Annotated in this window: 13 protein-coding genes; 7 read left to right on the top strand and 6 right to left on the bottom strand. The window is 73.4% G+C overall.

Annotation, left to right across the window (positions count from 1 at the left end; genetic code table 11):
- Window position 1: 1 nt before the first annotated feature.
- Together WME96_RS30185 and WME96_RS30180 are read right to left on the bottom strand one after the other, a co-directional pair.
- Window positions 2-1132, bottom strand: coding sequence for a tetratricopeptide repeat protein (locus WME96_RS30185; RefSeq protein WP_437285057.1), 1131 nt, complete (start codon window positions 1130-1132; stop codon window positions 2-4).
- Between the two features lie 5 nt (window positions 1133-1137).
- Complete coding sequence (locus WME96_RS30180) at window positions 1138-2841, bottom strand: protein kinase domain-containing protein (RefSeq protein WP_437285056.1); 1704 nt, start codon at window positions 2839-2841, stop codon at window positions 1138-1140.
- Between the two features lie 354 nt (window positions 2842-3195).
- Between WME96_RS30180 and WME96_RS30175 the strand changes: the two genes are divergently transcribed.
- The 5 genes from WME96_RS30175 (at window position 3196) to WME96_RS30155 (ending at window position 9205) form a co-directional block, all read left to right on the top strand.
- A complete protein-coding gene (locus tag WME96_RS30175) occupies window positions 3196-4131 on the top strand; it encodes an ATP-binding cassette domain-containing protein (RefSeq protein ID WP_437285055.1) in 936 nt (311 codons plus the stop codon).
- On the top strand, window positions 4131-5180 hold the full coding sequence (locus WME96_RS30170; protein ID WP_437285054.1) for an ABC transporter permease: 1050 nt from the start codon (window positions 4131-4133) through the stop codon (window positions 5178-5180). Before WME96_RS30175 ends, WME96_RS30170 begins: the two co-directional genes overlap by 1 nt.
- Window positions 5181-5475: 295 nt before the next feature.
- Complete coding sequence (locus WME96_RS30165) at window positions 5476-6834, top strand: LLM class flavin-dependent oxidoreductase (RefSeq protein ID WP_437285053.1); 1359 nt, start codon at window positions 5476-5478, stop codon at window positions 6832-6834.
- 141 nt (window positions 6835-6975) lie between these two features.
- Window positions 6976-8679 (top strand): AAA family ATPase, encoded by a 1704-nt coding sequence (locus WME96_RS30160; protein WP_437285052.1) that lies wholly within the window; start codon window positions 6976-6978, stop codon window positions 8677-8679.
- A 16-nt stretch (window positions 8680-8695) separates the two neighbouring features.
- Window positions 8696-9205: a hypothetical protein gene (locus tag WME96_RS30155; RefSeq protein ID WP_437285051.1), complete on the top strand. Its 510-nt coding sequence runs from the start codon at window positions 8696-8698 to the stop codon at window positions 9203-9205.
- A 129-nt stretch (window positions 9206-9334) separates the two neighbouring features.
- On the opposite strand, the gene WME96_RS30150 is transcribed toward WME96_RS30155, so the two are convergent.
- The 4 genes from WME96_RS30150 to WME96_RS30135 all read right to left on the bottom strand — a co-directional run bounded on the left by WME96_RS30150 (window position 9335) and on the right by WME96_RS30135 (window position 13152).
- Entirely contained in the window at window positions 9335-9703 is a 369-nt protein-coding gene (locus WME96_RS30150; protein ID WP_437285050.1) for a VOC family protein, read from the bottom strand.
- A gap of 66 nt (window positions 9704-9769) precedes the next feature.
- Window positions 9770-11077: a diaminopimelate decarboxylase gene (lysA, locus tag WME96_RS30145; RefSeq protein ID WP_437285049.1), complete on the bottom strand. Its 1308-nt coding sequence runs from the start codon at window positions 11075-11077 to the stop codon at window positions 9770-9772.
- Between the two features lie 225 nt (window positions 11078-11302).
- Entirely contained in the window at window positions 11303-12856 is a 1554-nt protein-coding gene (locus tag WME96_RS30140) for a phospholipase D-like domain-containing protein (RefSeq protein ID WP_437285048.1), read from the bottom strand.
- A 53-nt stretch (window positions 12857-12909) separates the two neighbouring features.
- Window positions 12910-13152, bottom strand: a complete 243-nt coding sequence (locus WME96_RS30135) for a hypothetical protein (protein WP_437285047.1) — start codon at window positions 13150-13152, stop codon at window positions 12910-12912.
- Between the two features lie 514 nt (window positions 13153-13666).
- Here WME96_RS30135 and WME96_RS30130 point away from each other — a divergent pair.
- Both WME96_RS30130 and WME96_RS30125 read left to right on the top strand, forming a co-directional pair.
- Entirely contained in the window at window positions 13667-14497 is an 831-nt protein-coding gene (locus WME96_RS30130) for a hypothetical protein (protein ID WP_437285046.1), read from the top strand.
- A gap of 98 nt (window positions 14498-14595) precedes the next feature.
- A complete protein-coding gene (locus WME96_RS30125) occupies window positions 14596-16812 on the top strand; it encodes a protein kinase domain-containing protein (protein WP_437285045.1) in 2217 nt (738 codons plus the stop codon).
- Window positions 16813-16822 lie beyond the last annotated feature (10 nt).

Genomic DNA, 16822 nt, shown 5'->3' with positions numbered 1-16822 from the left:
GTCAGTACCTCCCGCCCACGACGAGCGAAAACGCGCCGGGGCCGACCGAGGCGGCGGCCGTGGTCGGGGCCGCCGCGCTGCGGCGCGCGGGCGCGGTCGCCGGCGCGGGCCGGGACGGCGCGGTCCAGAGCAGCACGCCGGCCGCGAGCAGCGCGGCCGCGCCGGCCGAGAACGCGATCGTCGACGCGGTGCCGGCCTCCTGCGCGTCCGCCCGCAGCGCGACCCCGGCCGCGTCGCAGCGGTTCCGCGCGTCGCAGTGGCCCTTGTTCGAGGCGTCCCGGCGGGCGATCGCCTGCGCGCCGAACACGGCGCCGAGGCCGAGCCCGACGAGGCCCGCGCCGCCGGTCGTGAACGCGAGCACCCGCTGGGCGCGCCCGACGCCGTCGCCGCCGTCGCTGCCGTCGCCGCCGCGCTGGCCGGCGACCGAGACGGCCGGGAGCGCCTGCTTCCGGGGGCCCGGCGGCGGCGCGGCGAGCGCGCGCGCAGGCGGCTCCGGCTCCAGGGCGGGCACGTCGACGACCACGCGCGCGCCGTCCGGCGGCACGGCGCGCGCGAGCGACCAGCGCCTCCTGCCGGGCGCGCGGGCCTCGATCGTGTGCGTACCCGGGTCGACCGGGAGCGCCTGCCCCCACTGCGCGGGCAGGACGAGCACGCCGTCGCGCCGGATCTCCAGCCCCGGCGCGGCGCCCGCCGCGGGCACCGCGATCTCCATCCGCGAGAGCCGCGGCTCGAGCGCCCCCGCGAGCGCCGCCGCGCGCGCCGCGCGGGGATCGCCCGCGCTCTTCGCGATGGCCGCGGCCTCGCTGAAGACGTTCCAGGCGCTCGCGGTCCTGTCCGCGCGCGCGAGGCACTCGCCGAGCCGCAGGAGGAGGTTGATCGCCGTCGGATCGAGCGTCCGCCCCTGCTCGAGCACGGCGCACGCCTCGGCGGTGCGCCCCGCATCGAGGAGCTGCGTCGCGACCTGGTACAGCGCGAGCACCTGCTCCTTGTGCCCGGCGCCGGGCTCGCCGGCGGCGCCGGGCTCGCCGGCGGCGCCGCTCGCCGGCGCGACGGACAGCGACAGCGCCGCGAGCGCGCAGGCGACCCCGCGCTGGAGCGAGCGGCGGACCTTCGTTCGAGCTCGTCGGCGCATGGCGATCACCAGGGGCTGTCCGACGCGCCTGCCGGCGCGCCCTCCGCGCTGCGGCCGGGCGCTTCGACGGGCGCCGGGGCGCCGCCGCCGGCCCGCGGCGCCGCGGCCGCCGGTGCCGCCCCGGCAGCCGCGGTGGCGACGGGCGCTGGCGAGGGCGCTTCCTGCGGAGCCGCGTCCTGGCGCGCCGCGGAGGCCGCCCTGGGCGCGCCGCCCGCGGGCGCGGGGCGCTCCTGTCGATCAGGCCGCCCCGGCCGCCCCTGCGGCTCCCCGGTGTCGCCCGTGGGCCCCGACGCGACCGCCGCGCGCGCGGGCGTGCGCTGCGTCCGCTCGGAGCCCGCCCGCGCAGGCTGCGCGGCCCTCGCCGGCAGGACGAGGCCGACCGCGTCGCACGCGGCCGCGGGCGCCTCCCTGGCGGCGTCCCCGAGCGGCGCGCCGGCCGCGCTCCCGGCGCCGCCGTGCAGCGCGCCGTCGGCCGCGTGCGACGCCAGCGGCCCGGCGGCCATCGCGGTCGCCTGCGGCGCCTCGGCGAGCCCCTGCGGCACGCCGGCGAGCCGCTGCGCGCCGGCGCCGTCGGCCCAGGTGGACCCCGCCGCGCCCGGCCACCCGGACGGCAGCACCGCCGCGGCCAGCGCGGCGCTCGCGGAGAACGCGCCGGCCGCGGCCGCGATCCACGCCCGCCTCGGGCGGCGTGGCTCGGGCCTCTTCGTCTCGGGCGCCCGCACGGCGGTCGTGGGCGGCCCCTCGTCCAGCCACGTGAACGTCGGCTGGCTCCGGTGCACCGCCGTGGGCAGCGTCGCGTCGGGCGGCCCGCACAGCGCGAACGGCGCGAGCGCCACGGCCAGCTCGCGGGCCGACGCCGGGCGGCGGGCCCGGTTCTTCTCGAGGCAGCGCATCACGATCTCCTCGAACCCCTCGGGCAGATCGGCGCGCGCGCTCCGGAGCGGCCGCGGCGCCTGCTCCGACACGACCAGGACGAGCTGCTCCAGCGTCTCCGCGCCGAACGGCAGCGTGCCGCTCACGAGCTGGTAGAGCACGACCCCGAGCGCCCAGAGATCCGCGCGCAGGTCGACCTCCTTGGGCGTGAGCATCTGCTCGGGCGCCATGTAGCGGCGCGAGCCCATGACCGACCGCGCGGTCGTCATCTCGAGCCCGTCGTCCTCGGGCTTGGCGCACGTGAACTTCGCGACGCCGAAGTCGAGCACCTTGACGAGCGGCGTGCCGTCGGTTCGGTACGTCAGGAACAGGTTCGCGGGCTTCAGGTCCCGGTGCACCATCCCGAGCGCGTGCGCCTCGGTGAGGGCGACGCAGGCCTGACGGACGTACTCCGCCGCCTCCTCGACCGGGAGCCGCCCGCGGCGCTCCACGATCGACCGGAGATCGTTGCCCGACAGGTGCTCCATCACGATGAACGGCACCGGCAGCCCGGTCCCCTGCCGCGGCGCGAGCGAGCCCAGGTCGTAGACCCGCGGCACGTGCTCGGTCTTCAGCCGGAACATCCCGCGCGCCTCGCGCTGGAACCTCCTCAGGAGCGCCGCGTTGTTGCAGTACTCCGGCCGCATGAACTTGATGGCCACGAGCTCGCCCAGCGACAGGTGCCGCGCCGCGACCACGGCCCCCATCCCGCCGATCCCGAGCAGCCGCTCGACCCGGTAGCGGTCCGCGATGACCTCGCCGCAGTGCACCGGCACCACTCCCTCTTCATCGCTCACCACGCGCCCCCCAACTCCGTCGCTCTGAGATTGCAGATCGGCCAGGCCACGATCTCGAACCGGATGTTCCTTGCAGGGCCACGCTCGACGCGCTTGCCGCAGGTGTCTGGCGAGATTCGATTCTCCGGAGAGGCAAGGCGTCGCGTCGTCTGTCGAATTTTCCGGCGCACCTGTGGGCGCGTGGAGGTGCCCTTCATTCGTCGAGGGCGCTCCGCGGCGCGCCTCCGCCCCGCGCGCGCCGTTCCCTCCAGGCTGCCTCCGCCCCGCGCGCGAGGCCGCGTCGAGGACGCCCGCGCGGCGCCTCGATCGAGGGCGCGGGTTCCTTTTCGCCATGCGCTGCGATACACGCGTGCCGTGTCCGCCTCTCCCGCCCTGGTCTGCCGCGGTCTGGTCAAGCGCTACGGCGACGTCGTGGCCGTGAACGGGCTCGACCTCGAGGTGCGGCGCGGCGAGTGCTTCGGCCTGCTCGGCCCGAACGGCGCGGGCAAGACGACCACGGTGGAGATCCTCGAGGGGCTGACCCGCCCGGACGCCGGCGACGTCGAGGTGCTGGGCGAGCGCTGGGTCGGGGACGGCATCGCGCTGCGCCGGCGGCTCGGCATCCAGCTCCAGGAGACGCGCTTCCCGGACAAGCTCCGCGTGGGCGAGGTGATCGCGCTGTTCCGCAGCTTCTACCCGCGCGGGCTCGATCCGGCCGAGGCGCTGCGCCGCGTGTCCTTGCAGGAGAAGGCGGGCGCGTACGTGCGCGGGCTGTCGGGCGGGCAGAAGCAGCGGCTGTCGCTCGCGTGCGCGCTCGCGGGCGACCCGGAGGTGCTCTTCCTCGACGAGCCGAGCACCGGCCTCGACCCGGCGTCGCGCCGCGAGATCTGGGCCGTCGTCGAGGATCTGAAGGCGCGCGGCCGCACCGTCCTGCTGACCACGCACTACATGGAAGAAGCCGCGCGCCTCTGCGATCGGGTGGCGATCGTCGATCGCGGGCGGCTGCTCTCGCTCGGCACGCCGGCGGCGCTCGTCGCGTCGCTGGGCGCCGAGCACGTCGTGGAGGTCGAGGTGAACGGGGAGCTCGCCGAGGAGGAGCTCGGGGCGCTGCCCGGGGTGGAGGCCGTGCGCGCCGCGCACGGGATGCTGCGGCTGACGGTGCGCGACGTGGCGCGCGTGCTCCCGCCGCTGCTCGCGCTGTGCGCGGCGGGCGGGGTCGAGGTGCGGCGGCTCACGACCCAGCACGCGAGCCTCGAGGACGTGTTCATGGCGCTCGCCGGGCGGAAGCTCGCGGGCGAGGAGGCGGCGTGATGGCGTGGCTCCGCTCGCTGCGCGGCGCGCCGCTCGCGCTCCTCATCCGGGCGCGGGTGGCGGAGTTCCTGCGCGAGCCCGAGGCGATCTTCTGGATGCTCGTGTTCCCGATCCTGATGTCGTCGGCGCTGGCCGTCGCGTTCAGGAGCCAGCCGGCGGAGCCGGTGCTGGTGGGCGTCGAGGCGGGCGTCCACGCCGAGCCGCGACGCGCGGCGCTCGAGGCCGCGGGGCAGGTCGTGGCGACGGTGGTCCCGCGGGAGCAGGGGCGGCAGGCGCTCCGGGCCGGCAAGGTGTCGCTGGTCGTGCTCGCCACGGATCCGCCCACGTACTGGTACGATCCGACGCGGCCGGAGAGCCGCATGGCGCGGCTCGAGGTGGACCAGGCGCTCCAGCGCGCGGCGGGGCGCGCGGACGCGTTCCAGCCGGCGGCGCTCGAGATGACCGAGCGGGGGTCGCGCTACATCGACTTCCTCGTGCCCGGGCTGCTCGGCATGAACCTGATGATGACCGGGCTCTGGGCGATCGGCTTCGCGATCGTGCAGCAGCGCATCGGCAAGCTCATGAAGCTGTTCGCCGCGGCGCCGGTGCGGCGCTGGCACCTGCTCGTGACCCACCTCGGGGCGCGGCTCGTGTTCCTGGCGATCGAGGTCGTGGCGCTGCTCCTGTTCGCGTGCCTCGTGCTCGACGTCCCGATCGCCGGCTCGCTCGCCGCGCTGGCGCTGGTCGTCGTGGTCGGCGCGCTGTCGTTCGTCGGCATGGGCCTGCTCATCGGGGCGCGGCCGCGGACCCTCGAGGGCGTCTCGGGCCTGACGAACCTGGCGCAGTTTCCGATGTGGATCTTCTCCGGCATCTTCTTCTCGACCGAGCGCTTCCCCGACGCGATCCAGCCCTTCATCCAGGCGCTGCCCCTCACCGCGCTGAACGACGCGCTCCGCGGCGTGATGCTCGAGGGCGCGACGCTCGCCGCGCTCGCGCCCGAGCTCGCGGTGATGGCCGCCTGGGGCGTTGTCTCCTTCGCGCTGGCCCTGAAGCTCTTCCGCTGGCAGTAGCCCGGGCGCGGCGCCCGGGGAGCGCGCGTGCGCCCGGCGGGTGTTTCCCTGCCAGCACTGCGCCCGCAGCGCTGTCGGTCCGCTGCTGCCCTCGCAGCACGCCGCCGCGCGGAAAGAGGGGCGCGCCGCCGCGCGGGCAGGGGAGATGCCTCGCTCCTGGCCGCTGCGGCCCGCGGCTCCGCCGCCGGGCACGGGGCTTGCGGTCAGGGACGCGCGCGGCGAGCGGCGATGATCGCCGGCGAGCCATGGCGAGCAGCGGCGAGCGCCCTCGCGAGGACCGAGACCGAGGACATCCATGAGCGACAAGCAGCGGAAGATCCGTCTGGGCGCCTTCTTGCCCGGCGCAGGACACCACGTGGCGGCCTGGCGGCACCCGGAGGCGCAGGCCGACGGCGGCATCAACTTCGGGCACTACCGGCGCATCACCCAGACGGCGGAGCGGGCCGGGTTCGACGCCGTGTTCCTCGCGGACGGGCTCGCGCTGCAGAGCCGGCCGGGGGCGAAGGGCCGTACGGCGTACGGCGCCAGCTTCGAGCCGGTCACGCTGTTCTCCGCGCTCGCGGCCGTCACGGAGCGCATCGGCTTCATCGCCACGGCGTCCACCACGTACGAGGAGCCCTACCTGCTGGCGCGCAAGTTCGCCTCGCTGGACCACCTCAGCCAGGGGCGGGCGGGGTGGAACGTGGTCACCACCGGCGGGGGCGAGGCGGCGGGGAACTTCGGGCTCGACGCCCACCCCGACCATGCGCAGCGGTACGCCCGGGCGCGCGAGTTCGTCGACGTTGTCACCGGCCTCTGGGACAGCTGGGAAGACGACGCCTTCCTCCGCGACAAGGCGTCGGGGGCCTATTACGACCCGGAGAAGCTGCACACGCTCGATCACAAGGGGAAGTTCTTCTCCGTCCGGGGGCCGCTCAACATCCCGCGTCCGCCGCAGGGTCACCCGGTGATCGTGCAGGCGGGGTCGTCGGAGGCGGGCCGGGACCTCGCGGCCGAGACGGCGGAGGTGATCTTCACCGCGCAGCAGACGCTCGAGGACGCACAGGCGTTCTACGCCGACGTCAAGGGCCGGATGGCGAGGTACGGTCGCCACCCCGACCAGCTCAAGATCATGCCGGGGGTGTTCCCCGTTGTCGCGAGGACCGAGTCGGAGGCCAAGGCGAAGTACCAGCAGCTCCAGGACCTCATCTTGCCGGAGGTCGGCCTGTCGCTGCTCTCGGGCCTGTCGGGCGGGATCGACCTGTCGGCGTATCCGGTGGACGGGCCGCTCCCCGATCTGCCGGAGACCAACAACAACAAGAGCCGTCAGGCGCTGATGTTCGACATCGCCCGCAAGCGCAACTTCACCATCCGGGAGCTCTACCTCTGGGTGGCGGGGGCGCGCGGCCACTGGACGATCGTGGGCTCGGCGGAGCAGATCGCGGACGAGCTCGAGGCCTGGTTCACGCAGGGCGGCGCCGACGGCTTCAACGTGATGCCGCCGTGGCTCCCGGGCGGGCTGGACGACTTCGTGGAGCTGGTGATCCCGGAGCTGCGGCGGCGCGGCCTGTTCCGAACGGAGTACGAGGGCCGCACGCTCCGGGAGAACCTCGGGCTGGCCCGGCCGGAGAACCGCCACGCGCGCAAGGCGAAGCCGCAGGCGTCGGCGGCCTGACGCCGCGCGCGCTGCGCGGCGCCCGGCGCACGGCAGAGGTCTGGACCCGGCGGGCGAGGCCCGGCAGGCGCCTTGCGCGCTTGCCGCCCGCGGGCGGCGGAGTAGCGTCCGTGAGGGCACTCCGCCCCTCCCGAAGGCGCCATGAGCATCCAGGTCCCCATCGGCATCGACGACTTCCGCCGGCTGCGCGAGCTGGGGCTCGAGTACGTCGACAAGTCCCACCTGATCCAGGAGCTCCTGGACCGGCCCGGCACCGAGGTCGTCCTGCTCCCGCGCCCGCGCCGCTTCGGCAAGACGCTCAACCTCTCCATGCTGCGCTGCTTCTTCGAGCGGCACGCGGAGGATCTCTCCCCGCTGTTCCGTGATCTTCGCATCTGGCAGGCCGGCGAGGGCTACCGCGAGCACTTCCAGCGCTACCCCGTCATCCACCTGACCTTCAAGGGCACGAAGGCCGAGGGCCTCGACGCGTTCTGGGAGGCCGTACAGGACAGGATCGCGCGTCTCTTCGATGAGCACCGCGAGCTGCTCGACAGCGGCACGCTGAGCGAGCGGGAGGCCCGGCGGTATCGCGCCGTGCTCGACGGCACGGCCAGCAGGATCGCCTACGAGACGGCGCTGCTCGATCTGTCGAGCTACCTCCGACGCCGTCACGGCGAGCGCGTGGTGATCCTGATCGACGAGTACGACGAGCCCCTCCACGCCGGGTATCTCCACGGCTACGCCGCGCAGGTGATCGGGTTCTTCCGTGCGTTCCTCACCGAGGGGCTCAAGGGCAACCCGCACCTGTTCAAGGCGGTGCTCACGGGCGTCCTGCGCGTGGCCCGGGAGAGCATCTTTTCCGGGCTCAACAACGTGGCTGTCTACTCGCTGCTCGCGCCGGAGTTCGACACCTGCTTCGGCTTCACCGAGCCGGAGGTCGAGGCGCTGCTCGCGCGAGCCGGGCGGCCCGAGCGGCTCCTGTCGCTGCGAGCCTGGTACAACGGGTATCTCTTCGGCAACACGGTCGTCTACAACCCCTGGAGCGTCCTGAACTTCCTCTCCCGTGAGGACGGGGAGCCCCAGCCCTACTGGGTGAACACGAGCTCCAACGATCTGGTGCGCGAGCAGCTCGAGCGGCGCGCGCTCGCGCTCGAGCCGGCGTTCGCGGCGCTGCTCGACGGGGGGAGCGTCGAGCGGATGCTCGACGAGAGCGTCCCGCTCGGGGAGCTCGACCGGAGCGACGAGGTGCTGTGGAGCCTCCTCACCTTCACGGGGTACCTCAGGGCCGAGAAGCGCTCGCGCGGGTTGATGGAGCAGCCGTCCCACCTGCTCTCGATCCCGAACCGTGAGGTGCGCGGCGTGTACACGACGACGTTCCGGCGGTGGCTCGGTGCGCGTCTGGAGCGGCAGAGCGGCGGCCTCGACCGGCTCCTCGGCGCCCTGCTCGCGGGCGACGCCGAGCGCTTCGAAGCGCAGCTCCAGGCGTTCGCGACCGACGTGCTTTCGTACCACGACACGGGCCGGCCCGATCCCGAGCAGGTGATGCAGGGCTTCGTGCTGGGGCTCCTCGCGGCGCTGGAGCCGGATCATCAGGTGCGATCGAACCGCGAGTCGGGGCGCGGCCGGCCGGACGTGATCATCCGGCCCTCGCGGCCAGGGCGACCGGGCGTGGTGCTGGAGCTGAAGGTGGCCCGAGGGGGCAAGACGCTGGAGCAGGCGCTCGAGGAGGCGATCGAGCAGATCCGGCGGAATGACTATACGGCGGAGCTGCGGGCGGCGGGGGCGGCGCCGATTCACGCGCTGGCCGTCGCGTTCGACGGGAAGGTAGTGCGGGCGGCGCGCGTCCCTGGAGCGTTCGCGCCGTGAGGCGTAGACTGCGCCCATGAAGATTACCTTGCACACCACCACCATGCTCCTCGCCTGCTGTCTCTCGGCGCTCGCGTCGTCCTGCGGCAGCGTTGACACCGGCGCCGAGGCCGGTCCCGACGGCGCGGCGGGCGGCGATTCCGTTCCGGGCACGGGTGAGACTGCGGCGCTCGACGTGTCCGGGCGCTGGACCAGCGCGGAGTTCGAGGATCCCTTCGAGGCGCAGCTGACCCAGGCAGCGGACGGGGCGCTGAGCGGGACCGTCTGCGGGCCTGGAGTTCCTGCGGGCGATCCGGAAACGAACTGCGGAGCCGTGACGGACGGCAGCGTGTCGGGCGACACGGTGCGGTTCAGCTATCGTCTCCCGTGGCCGGGGCTCGGGGTGGGGCCGATCGATTACAGCTTCGAAGGGACGGCGTCGCCGGAAGGCTCTGCCGAGCGTTTCGAGGGGCAGCTGTCCGCCAGTTACAACGGCGGCGGCCACATCGCCTGGGCCGCCTGCCCCGGCACCGGACGCTGCCCCTGAGCGCGCCACGGGCGCCAGGCCGAGCGCTCCGGAGCTCACCGAGATCGTCGAACGCCCCCTCGGCGCCCATTTCGATGTCGCTGAAGACGATGAGCAGGCGGCCCCGCAGGCCGCCCGGCCCGCGGCGCCTCAGCCGCCATCGATGATCTCGAGGCGATTGCCGAACGGATCGTCCGTGTGAAACCGCCTCACCTCGGGTAGCTCGTCGCTCCAGCGCACGTCGTGGCCCGCGGCCCTGAGCGCGGCCGCGAGGTCGTCGATGCCCTTCACCACGAGGCCAGGGTGGGCCTTGCGCGCCGGCTGGAAGTCGCGCTCCACGCCGAGGTGCACCACCACCGTATCCGCGCGGAACCACGCGCCGCCGCGCGACGCGAGCGGCTCGGGCTTGGGGACCTCCTCCATCCCGAGCACGTCCCGGTAGAACGCCGCCGCCCGCGGCTCCTGCCCCGGCGGCATCGCGAGCTGCACATGATCGATGCGGACGAAGGTGAACGGCATGGGTGCCGTATAGGGAAGGACAGCGCAGCTCACAAGGCGGCCGGAGAGGCCGCCGTGCGCGCCGTTTCAGCCTCTGCCGGCCTGGCCCGCCGCATCCGCGGCCGCCGTGCGCAGGCGCTCCTTGATGTCGTCGGACAGGCACATCCGCGAGACCATGTCCTCGAAGGTGTCGCGCCGCCGGATCAGCCGGCTCCGGCCGCCGTCGACGAGCACCTCGGCGGGCCGCAGCCTGCCGTTGTAATCGTAGCTCATCACGTGGCCATACGCGCCGGCGTCCATCAGCACGACCACATCCCCCTCGGCGACGTCCGCGGGGAACTCGCGCTCGCTGATCCACATATCGGTGTTCTCACAGACCTGGCCCGTCATCGCCATCGGGGCGGTCCGGCCGCGGCGGCCGTTGATCCGCACCTCGTGGTAAGCGCCGTACATCACCGGGCGCGCCATCGTGTTCATCGAGATGTCCGTGCCGATGATCGTCCTGTATCCCTGCTTGATCGAGATCACCCGCCCGAGCACGTAGCCCGCGTCGCCGACGAAGTAGCGCCCCGGCTCCATGACCAGGCGGGGCGCCTTCAGGCCGTGCTCGGCGCACTTCTTCTGGACCACCGCCGCGATCTCGCGGGCGACGGCCTCCACGTCGAGCGGCGGCTGCTCCCGGCGGTACGGGATGCCGAGCCCGCCGCCGATGTCCAGGAACGCGAGGTCGAAGCCGAGCTTCCGCGCGACCGGCCCGATCAGGTCGAGCAGCTTGCCGGTGACGTGCGCGAAGTTCTCCGGCTTGTTCGCCTGCGAGTGGGGCATCATGTGCACCCCGAGCCGCTCGACCCCGTTCTCGAGCGCGGTGCGGTAGGCCTCCTCCACGTACTTCGGGTGGATCCCGAACTTCGCCGACGGCCCCGCGAACGGCTTCAGATCGGGCGTGGCGATGTCCTCGCCGCTCGGGTTGATCCGGAACGACATACAGCGCGGTCGCCCGAGCGCGAACAGGCGCTTCAGGATCCCGTGATCATCCACGTTGAAGATGACCCCGGCGCGCAGCCCCGCGGCCAGGTCCTCGTCCGAGAGGCTGTTGCCCGTGTAGATGATCTGCTCGCCCGACAGCCCGAGCGCCTGCGCCAGGCGGATCTCGTTCGGGCTCGCGGCGTCCACGCCCGAGCCCTGCTCGACCAGGAGCTTCGCGATCTCCAGGTTGTTGCACGCCTTGATGGCGTAAAAGACGGAGACCTCCGGATAGCTGCTGCGGAGCGCCCGCGTGAGGCGACGGAAGTTATCCCGGATGCGCTCGGCGTCGTAGGCATAGAGCGGCGTCCCGTACTGCTCCGCGAGGTCGCGGACCGAAATGCCCCCGATCGTGATCTCTGGCTCTTGCATACTCCTCGTCGCTTCAACGCTCCAGCGTGAGAGACAACCTGGAGGAGCCGTCCTCGCTCGCCCTCGGTCGTCCTCGGTTATTCTCAATCATTCCGAGCCGTTCTCGGTCGTGCCGAGTGCACCAGCGTACCATGTGCCACCGTCGTCCCGCAACGGCGCGGGCGGCGGGGCGCGGCGCGCCTTCAACGCGCCGCGCGCCGCGTGATGGGAGCGCCCTCTGCGGCGCTACTTCTCGACGGCGCGGCTGCTGCTGCTGAAGAGGTGGCGCCAGAGCACGCCGAGGCCGCCCACGAAGAGCGAGCCGTGGCGCTTGTCGATGTCCTCGACCGCGGCGGGGTCGAACGGGAGCGCCTGCGGGTCGATCACCTCGAGCAGGACGCGCTCGTCCGCGGTGGGCGAGGGGTGGAGCCGCAGCCGGCACGAGCTCCCGGGCGTGCGCGGGCCGGTCGGCGGGCTCGCCACCGCGTCGAGGTGCGCGACGAGGTCGTCCGCCCGATCGAAGTCGAAGTCGCCCAGGTGCTCGCCGATGAGCGACGCGCGCGCCCGGCGGATCGAGCGGCCCAGCGCGTCGTCCGGGTCGTCGGTCTCGACCGAGGCGTTGATCTCCGTGTCGATCGAGAGGCTGCGATTCGTCAGGTTGGCCGAGCCGACCGTGAGGAAGCGGTCGTCGACGATCATCACCTTCGAGTGGATGTACGTGGCGCGCTCGGCCGTCTCGTCCTCGCCGCACGCCGGCAGGGTGTAGTAGACGCCGAGGCGGTGGCCCGTCTCGGCCGCCGCCGCGCGTAGCTTGCCGAGCATCTGGGCCTGGGAGAGGCCGACGGCGATCTGCTCCTTCATGGTCTCGGCCTCCATGTTCAGCACGAGCACCACGTCGAGCAGCGGCCGGCCTTCGGCGCGCATGCGCCGCTCGATCCCGTCGGTGATGGCCTGGGAGCTGAAATACTGTGTCTCGATGTAGATGAAGCGCTCGGCCGCGTCGATCGCGTCGAGGTAGAGGTCGCGGATCTCCGTGCAGTGCTCGGCGCCGGTGGGCGAGCCGTGCGGATCGGTGCGGCTCAGCGTGACGTGCTTCGTCTCGAGCAGGATGCCGCCCTCGGGCCGGTAGTCGGCGAACGTCGGTTCGAGCCCGTCGACGTCCGGCAGCGTCATGGGCGCGCCGCCGGCGCGCCGCCAGCGATCGGTGAAGATCTCGGTCAGCGCCCGCGCGACCTCGCGGCCCCGCAGGTAGGCCTGCACGTCGTGGAACGGCTTGTGCGGCTCACCGCGGCTGACGCGGAAGGGGTTCTTGTTCGCGTGGCTGCGATCGTCCCAGCGGTGGTCGCAGAGGTCGAGCCCGCCGAGGAACGAGAGCTCGCCGTCCGCGACCACGAACTTCTGGTGGTGCGAGGCGCGCTCGACGTGCGTCGAGTCGAACAGGAAGTGCAGGCGGTGGTTCGTCCACTCGAAGACGAGCTGCTGGAGCCACTCGCGCTCGAGCGCGAACACGAGGTGGAAATCCCAGGCGAGGATGTAGATATGGAGATCCGGGTTGATCTCGCAGAGGTGGTCCAGGAACTTGAGCAGCGTGATCGGGCTCGACACCTGCTCCTCCCGCCCGCCCCGGAGCAGGGCGACGTCGCTGTCGAACTGCCAGCCGGCGAGGAGCAGATATCGCCGCGCCATCGACGCGACCCGGTAGAACTCGGGGTAATACTCGTCGGCGTCGATCAGCAGGCCGATGCTGTCCACCGGGGTGTCGCGCCACGTGTGGCGCCGAGGGTCGATGATCTTCGCCATCCCTTTGCGGTCGTGTAGATGCGTGGTTGTGGCGTCTGTGTCGGTCGTTCGCGTCAGGCGGATCCCCGGGACGCCTGCGGCCTCGCGTGCTCCTCGATGAGCCGCTTCAGGCTGACCACGTCCGGCCGGACGTCGCTCGCCTCACCGATCGTGGCGAGCCGCTCCGCCTCGTCGGGCGAGAGATCGGGGCATATCCACTCCAGCAGCGCCGCCCAGTCCGGCGCACCGTCGCAGCTATAGCAGTCATCGGGGATGGGTGTATTGTCGGGGAAATCCCGGAAAACAAGGTACGGCATCGGTTCTACCTCGAGCTCGAGGCCTCCATCGCGGTCACGCCCTCGGCGCGGCGCCTGATGGCTGCTGGCGTCTCTCTTCTGGCTGCTCACGGTTCACTTCTCACGTGCGTTTCAGGTGCGCGCCACGGCTGCGCTGGCGCGCGCGGCGCCCACGCCGGCGGCGCGCTGACCGCCTCGGCTATGGAGCCGGCGGCGCGAGGGGGCAAGGGCGCCCGTCACCGCCGCCGCGCTCCGCCGGCGGTCGTGCCGGAGGGCGGCGGCGGAGCGGGCCCGTCGCGCCGCGGCGTCCGGGGGCGCCGCCGGCCGGCGCGGGCGCGTCGGGGGGCCGTGAATGATCGCGCCGCGCGCGGCATCTCAGGTCGAGATGCCTCCGCGCCGGCGGCGCGCTGGCGCGCTGCCCGGCGCGCGGCTCCGGTGGACCCGGAGAAGAAAATTCCACCGGGTGCGTCTGGCGGCTCCGGCCGCGATTTCCGAGCTTGTCCGCCGCGCTGCGCTGGGCTGAACTCTCCGCCAGATGAACCTTCTTGACTTGGGCCTGAGGAGACTTGTTGCTGGCGCCGCGCTGACGCTCGGCGCGAGCCTCGCGGCGGCGAGCTGTCAGCTCGTCTCGGGCATCGACGGGATGAGCGTCGATGACACGGTGGGCGGCGTCCTCGCCGCGTGCGGTCCGGTGGGCACCCCGTGCGGCGGCACGTGTGAGCACGGCAAGGAGACGCCTCCGGGCCTCTGCACGGACGACGGCAGGTGCAGCGCCGAGCCGAGGGAGTGCGGGCTCTACGACTGCGACCCGAGCGGCACGGCGTGCGCCACGAGCTGCTTGCCGTCCGGCGCCGGCTGCATCGATCGGGCGGTCTGCCAGTCGCCCTCCGCGACGTGCACGGCGTGCGGGTCGGACCCGGAGCAGGCCGGGGACTGCGGCGTCAACTTCCTCATCAACAGCAGCGGCGTCAGGACCCCTTGCAACTGCAACGGGGAGACGTGCGAGCTGACGTGCGACGACGAGGGCGGGTGCGCCGGGTCCGTGCTGCTCGACACGATGAAGTCCCCCGTGGTGCTCGAGTGCGGCGACCAGTGCAACGGCGCTGTCGTGACCTGCATGGGTCCCTATTCGTGCGAGGTCGTCTGCAACAGCGGCGGGTGCCAGGACCTGACCTTGCGGTGCAGCCAAGACGGCAAATGCACGCTCAAGTGCACAGGCACCGGGTGCGCGGGCAACGTGACGGTTGAATGTGGGACGAATTATTGCACTGTCGCTTGCGCGGTCCCGAACGACTCCATCCACCGGGAGTGCGGGAGCGCCTGCTCGTGCCCGCTGATCGGCTGCGAGCGCCCGGGATCGGGGTAGCCAGGACCACGCGATCTCGATATTCTCGCGCTTTGCATGACGACTTGCCCCGCGTGGGGCAGCCAGGACCACGCGACCCCTAGCTTCATTGGCTTCGTATGGCGACCTGCCCCCGGTGTGGTGCGGTGTACAGTGAGGACGTCACGTCGTGCGCGGCCGATGGAAGTCCGCTGCTGCCGGCGGAGATGTGCCTCCCCGCCGAGCCGCTCCTCGAGACGAACACGATGGTCGGCGAGTACCGCATCGACCGGAAGCTCGGCGCGGGCACGTTCGGTGAGGTGTATGCGGGCGAGCACCCGCTGATCGGCAAGAAGGTCGCGATCAAGGTGCTGAACCGGCGGTTCGCCGCGCAGCCGGAGGCGGTCGCGCGGTTCGTCGCCGAGGCGCGCGCGGTGAACAGGATCCGCCAGCGCAACATCATCGATATCTTCTCCTTCGGCCTGCTCCCTGGGCTCCAGCGGCACTACTTCGTGATGGAGCTGCTCGACGGCATGACGCTCGGCGAGCTGTGCCGGCAGCGGCGGCGGCTGCCCTTTCCGACCCTCGTCCCCATCGTGCGCGGCATCGCCGACGCGCTCGACGCCGTCCACGAGGCGGGGATCACGCACCGCGATCTGAAGCCCGACAACGTCTTCCTCGCGGCGGAGCGCGACGGGACGTGGTTCCCGAAGCTGCTCGACTTCGGCATCGCGAAGCTCGCGGACGGCGAGGGGTCGGAGGTGACGAGCACGGGTGTCGTGCTGGGCACGCCGCAGTACATGGCGCCGGAGCAGGCGCGCGGCCAGAGGACGGGGCCGCCCGCGGACATCTACGCGCTGGGCGTGATGATCCACAGGATGCTGACCGGGAAGTCGCTGTTCACCGGGGAGTCCGCGGTGGATGTGATGTGCAAGCACGCGTCCGACCCGCCGCCGCGGATGTCGAGCGTCTGCCCCGATCTGCCGCGCGAGCTCGACCTGCCGGTGCTCGCGATGCTCGAGAAGCGCGCGGGCGACAGGCCCCAGAGCGCGAGCAAGGCGGTGGCCGACCTGCTGGAGGTCGCCCGGCGGATCGGCCTCGCGCGGGGCGGCGCGCGGGAGGAGCCCGGCGCGGCGCCCGCGAGCACGAGCGCGACGTGGGCCTCGGGGCAGATGCCGGCGGCGACGGGCGATGCGGGGCGCGCGAGCGGGGCGCAGTCCCCGGGGAGCGCGGCCTCAGGGAGGGGCGGTGGGGGGCCGGTGAGCGCGACGTGGACCCCGACCCCGTGGAGCGCGACGCCGTCGACGGGCGACGAGGGGCGCGTGAGCGCGACGTGGACCCCGACCCCGTGGAGCGCGACGTCGTCGACGGGCGACGAGGGGCGCGTGAGCGCGACGTGGACCCCGCGGACGGGGATACCGGCCCGCGAGGACACGGCCACGCTGACGACGGGCTCGGCCGTCGCCACGGGGCCCGAGCCGACCGAGGAGAGCTGGGATCCGGACCGCCGCTCGGATGCCGGCGCGGGCCCCGCGTCGGAGCCGTCGGCCGCGCCTGCGAGCTCCACGCTGCCGAGCTCCACGCTGCCGAGCTCCGCGCTGCCGAGCTCCGCGCTGCCGAGCTCCGCGCTGCCGAGCTCCACGCTCCCGGACACCGAGCGCGCCCCCGGGCCGACGGCGAGCGCCGCCGACGCGTCGACCGTGCCGTGGTCGGGGCCGCCCGCGAGCGCCGTGGCCGCGCGCCGCGGAGCGGACCTGGGCGGCCGGACGCCGTCGTCGTCCGAGGTTGCGGCGATCGAGGCGCCCAGCGCGCCCGTCGCGCGGCCGGCAGCGGTGAGGCGCCGGAACCTCGTCGCGGCGGCTGCCGCGGGGCTCGTCGCCGCGACGTCGATGTGGGTCATCGGGCGCCCCTCGGGGCTCCCGCTGCTCGGTGGCAAGAGCGCCATGGCGCTCGCCTCCGCCCCCGCCGCGCCGCAGGAGGCGCGCGAGCCGCCGGAGCCGCCCGTGGCCCCCGCGCCGCCCCCCGCCGCGACGGCGGAGCCGCTGAGGGCCGCGCCGGCGGATACGGCCACGGTGCGGCTCACGACCCGGCCCGCGGACGCCAGCGTCTGGATCGGCGACACGAGGGTCGGGAGCGCCGGCGCGCCGATCGCGCTGCCCCGCGGGAGCGAGCCTGTCGAGCTGGTCCTGAGGAAGCCGGGCTTCAAGGACGCGAGCGTGCAGCTCATCCCGGACCGAGATCGCGCGATGGACGTGAGCCTGTCGGCGCTGCCGGCGCCGCGGCGGGGCGCCGGGGCCCCGCGCGATGGAGCCCCGCGCCAGGGCCACCTGGACAGGATCCTCGATCAGCGGGATTGAGTCGGACGTG

This window comes from Sorangium sp. So ce406 (assembly GCF_051474675.1).
Taxonomy (GTDB): Bacteria; Myxococcota_A; Polyangia; order Polyangiales; family Polyangiaceae; genus Sorangium; species Sorangium cellulosum_G.
Note: the sequence above shows the minus strand (reverse complement) of the source record. Positions and strands in the feature narration are given on the sequence as shown.

Bases quoted from the DNA above. Each gene is read 5' to 3' on its own strand.
- WME96_RS30185 (WP_437285057.1), bottom strand. From the start codon at position 1,132: ATGCGCCGACGAGCTCGAACGAAGGTCCGCCGCTCGCTCCAGCGCGGG.
- WME96_RS30170 (WP_437285054.1), top strand. From the start codon at position 4,131: ATGGCGTGGCTCCGCTCGCTGCGCGGCGCGCCGCTCGCGCTCCTCATC.
- WME96_RS30165 (WP_437285053.1), top strand. From the start codon at position 5,476: ATGAGCGACAAGCAGCGGAAGATCCGTCTGGGCGCCTTCTTGCCCGGC.
- WME96_RS30160 (WP_437285052.1), top strand. From the start codon at position 6,976: ATGAGCATCCAGGTCCCCATCGGCATCGACGACTTCCGCCGGCTGCGC.
- WME96_RS30155 (WP_437285051.1), top strand. From the start codon at position 8,696: ATGAAGATTACCTTGCACACCACCACCATGCTCCTCGCCTGCTGTCTC.
- WME96_RS30150 (WP_437285050.1), bottom strand. From the start codon at position 9,703: ATGCCGTTCACCTTCGTCCGCATCGATCATGTGCAGCTCGCGATGCCG.
- lysA (WP_437285049.1), bottom strand. From the start codon at position 11,077: ATGCAAGAGCCAGAGATCACGATCGGGGGCATTTCGGTCCGCGACCTC.
- WME96_RS30140 (WP_437285048.1), bottom strand. From the start codon at position 12,856: ATGGCGAAGATCATCGACCCTCGGCGCCACACGTGGCGCGACACCCCG.
- WME96_RS30135 (WP_437285047.1), bottom strand. From the start codon at position 13,152: ATGCCGTACCTTGTTTTCCGGGATTTCCCCGACAATACACCCATCCCC.
- WME96_RS30130 (WP_437285046.1), top strand. From the start codon at position 13,667: ATGAACCTTCTTGACTTGGGCCTGAGGAGACTTGTTGCTGGCGCCGCG.
- WME96_RS30125 (WP_437285045.1), top strand. From the start codon at position 14,596: ATGGCGACCTGCCCCCGGTGTGGTGCGGTGTACAGTGAGGACGTCACG.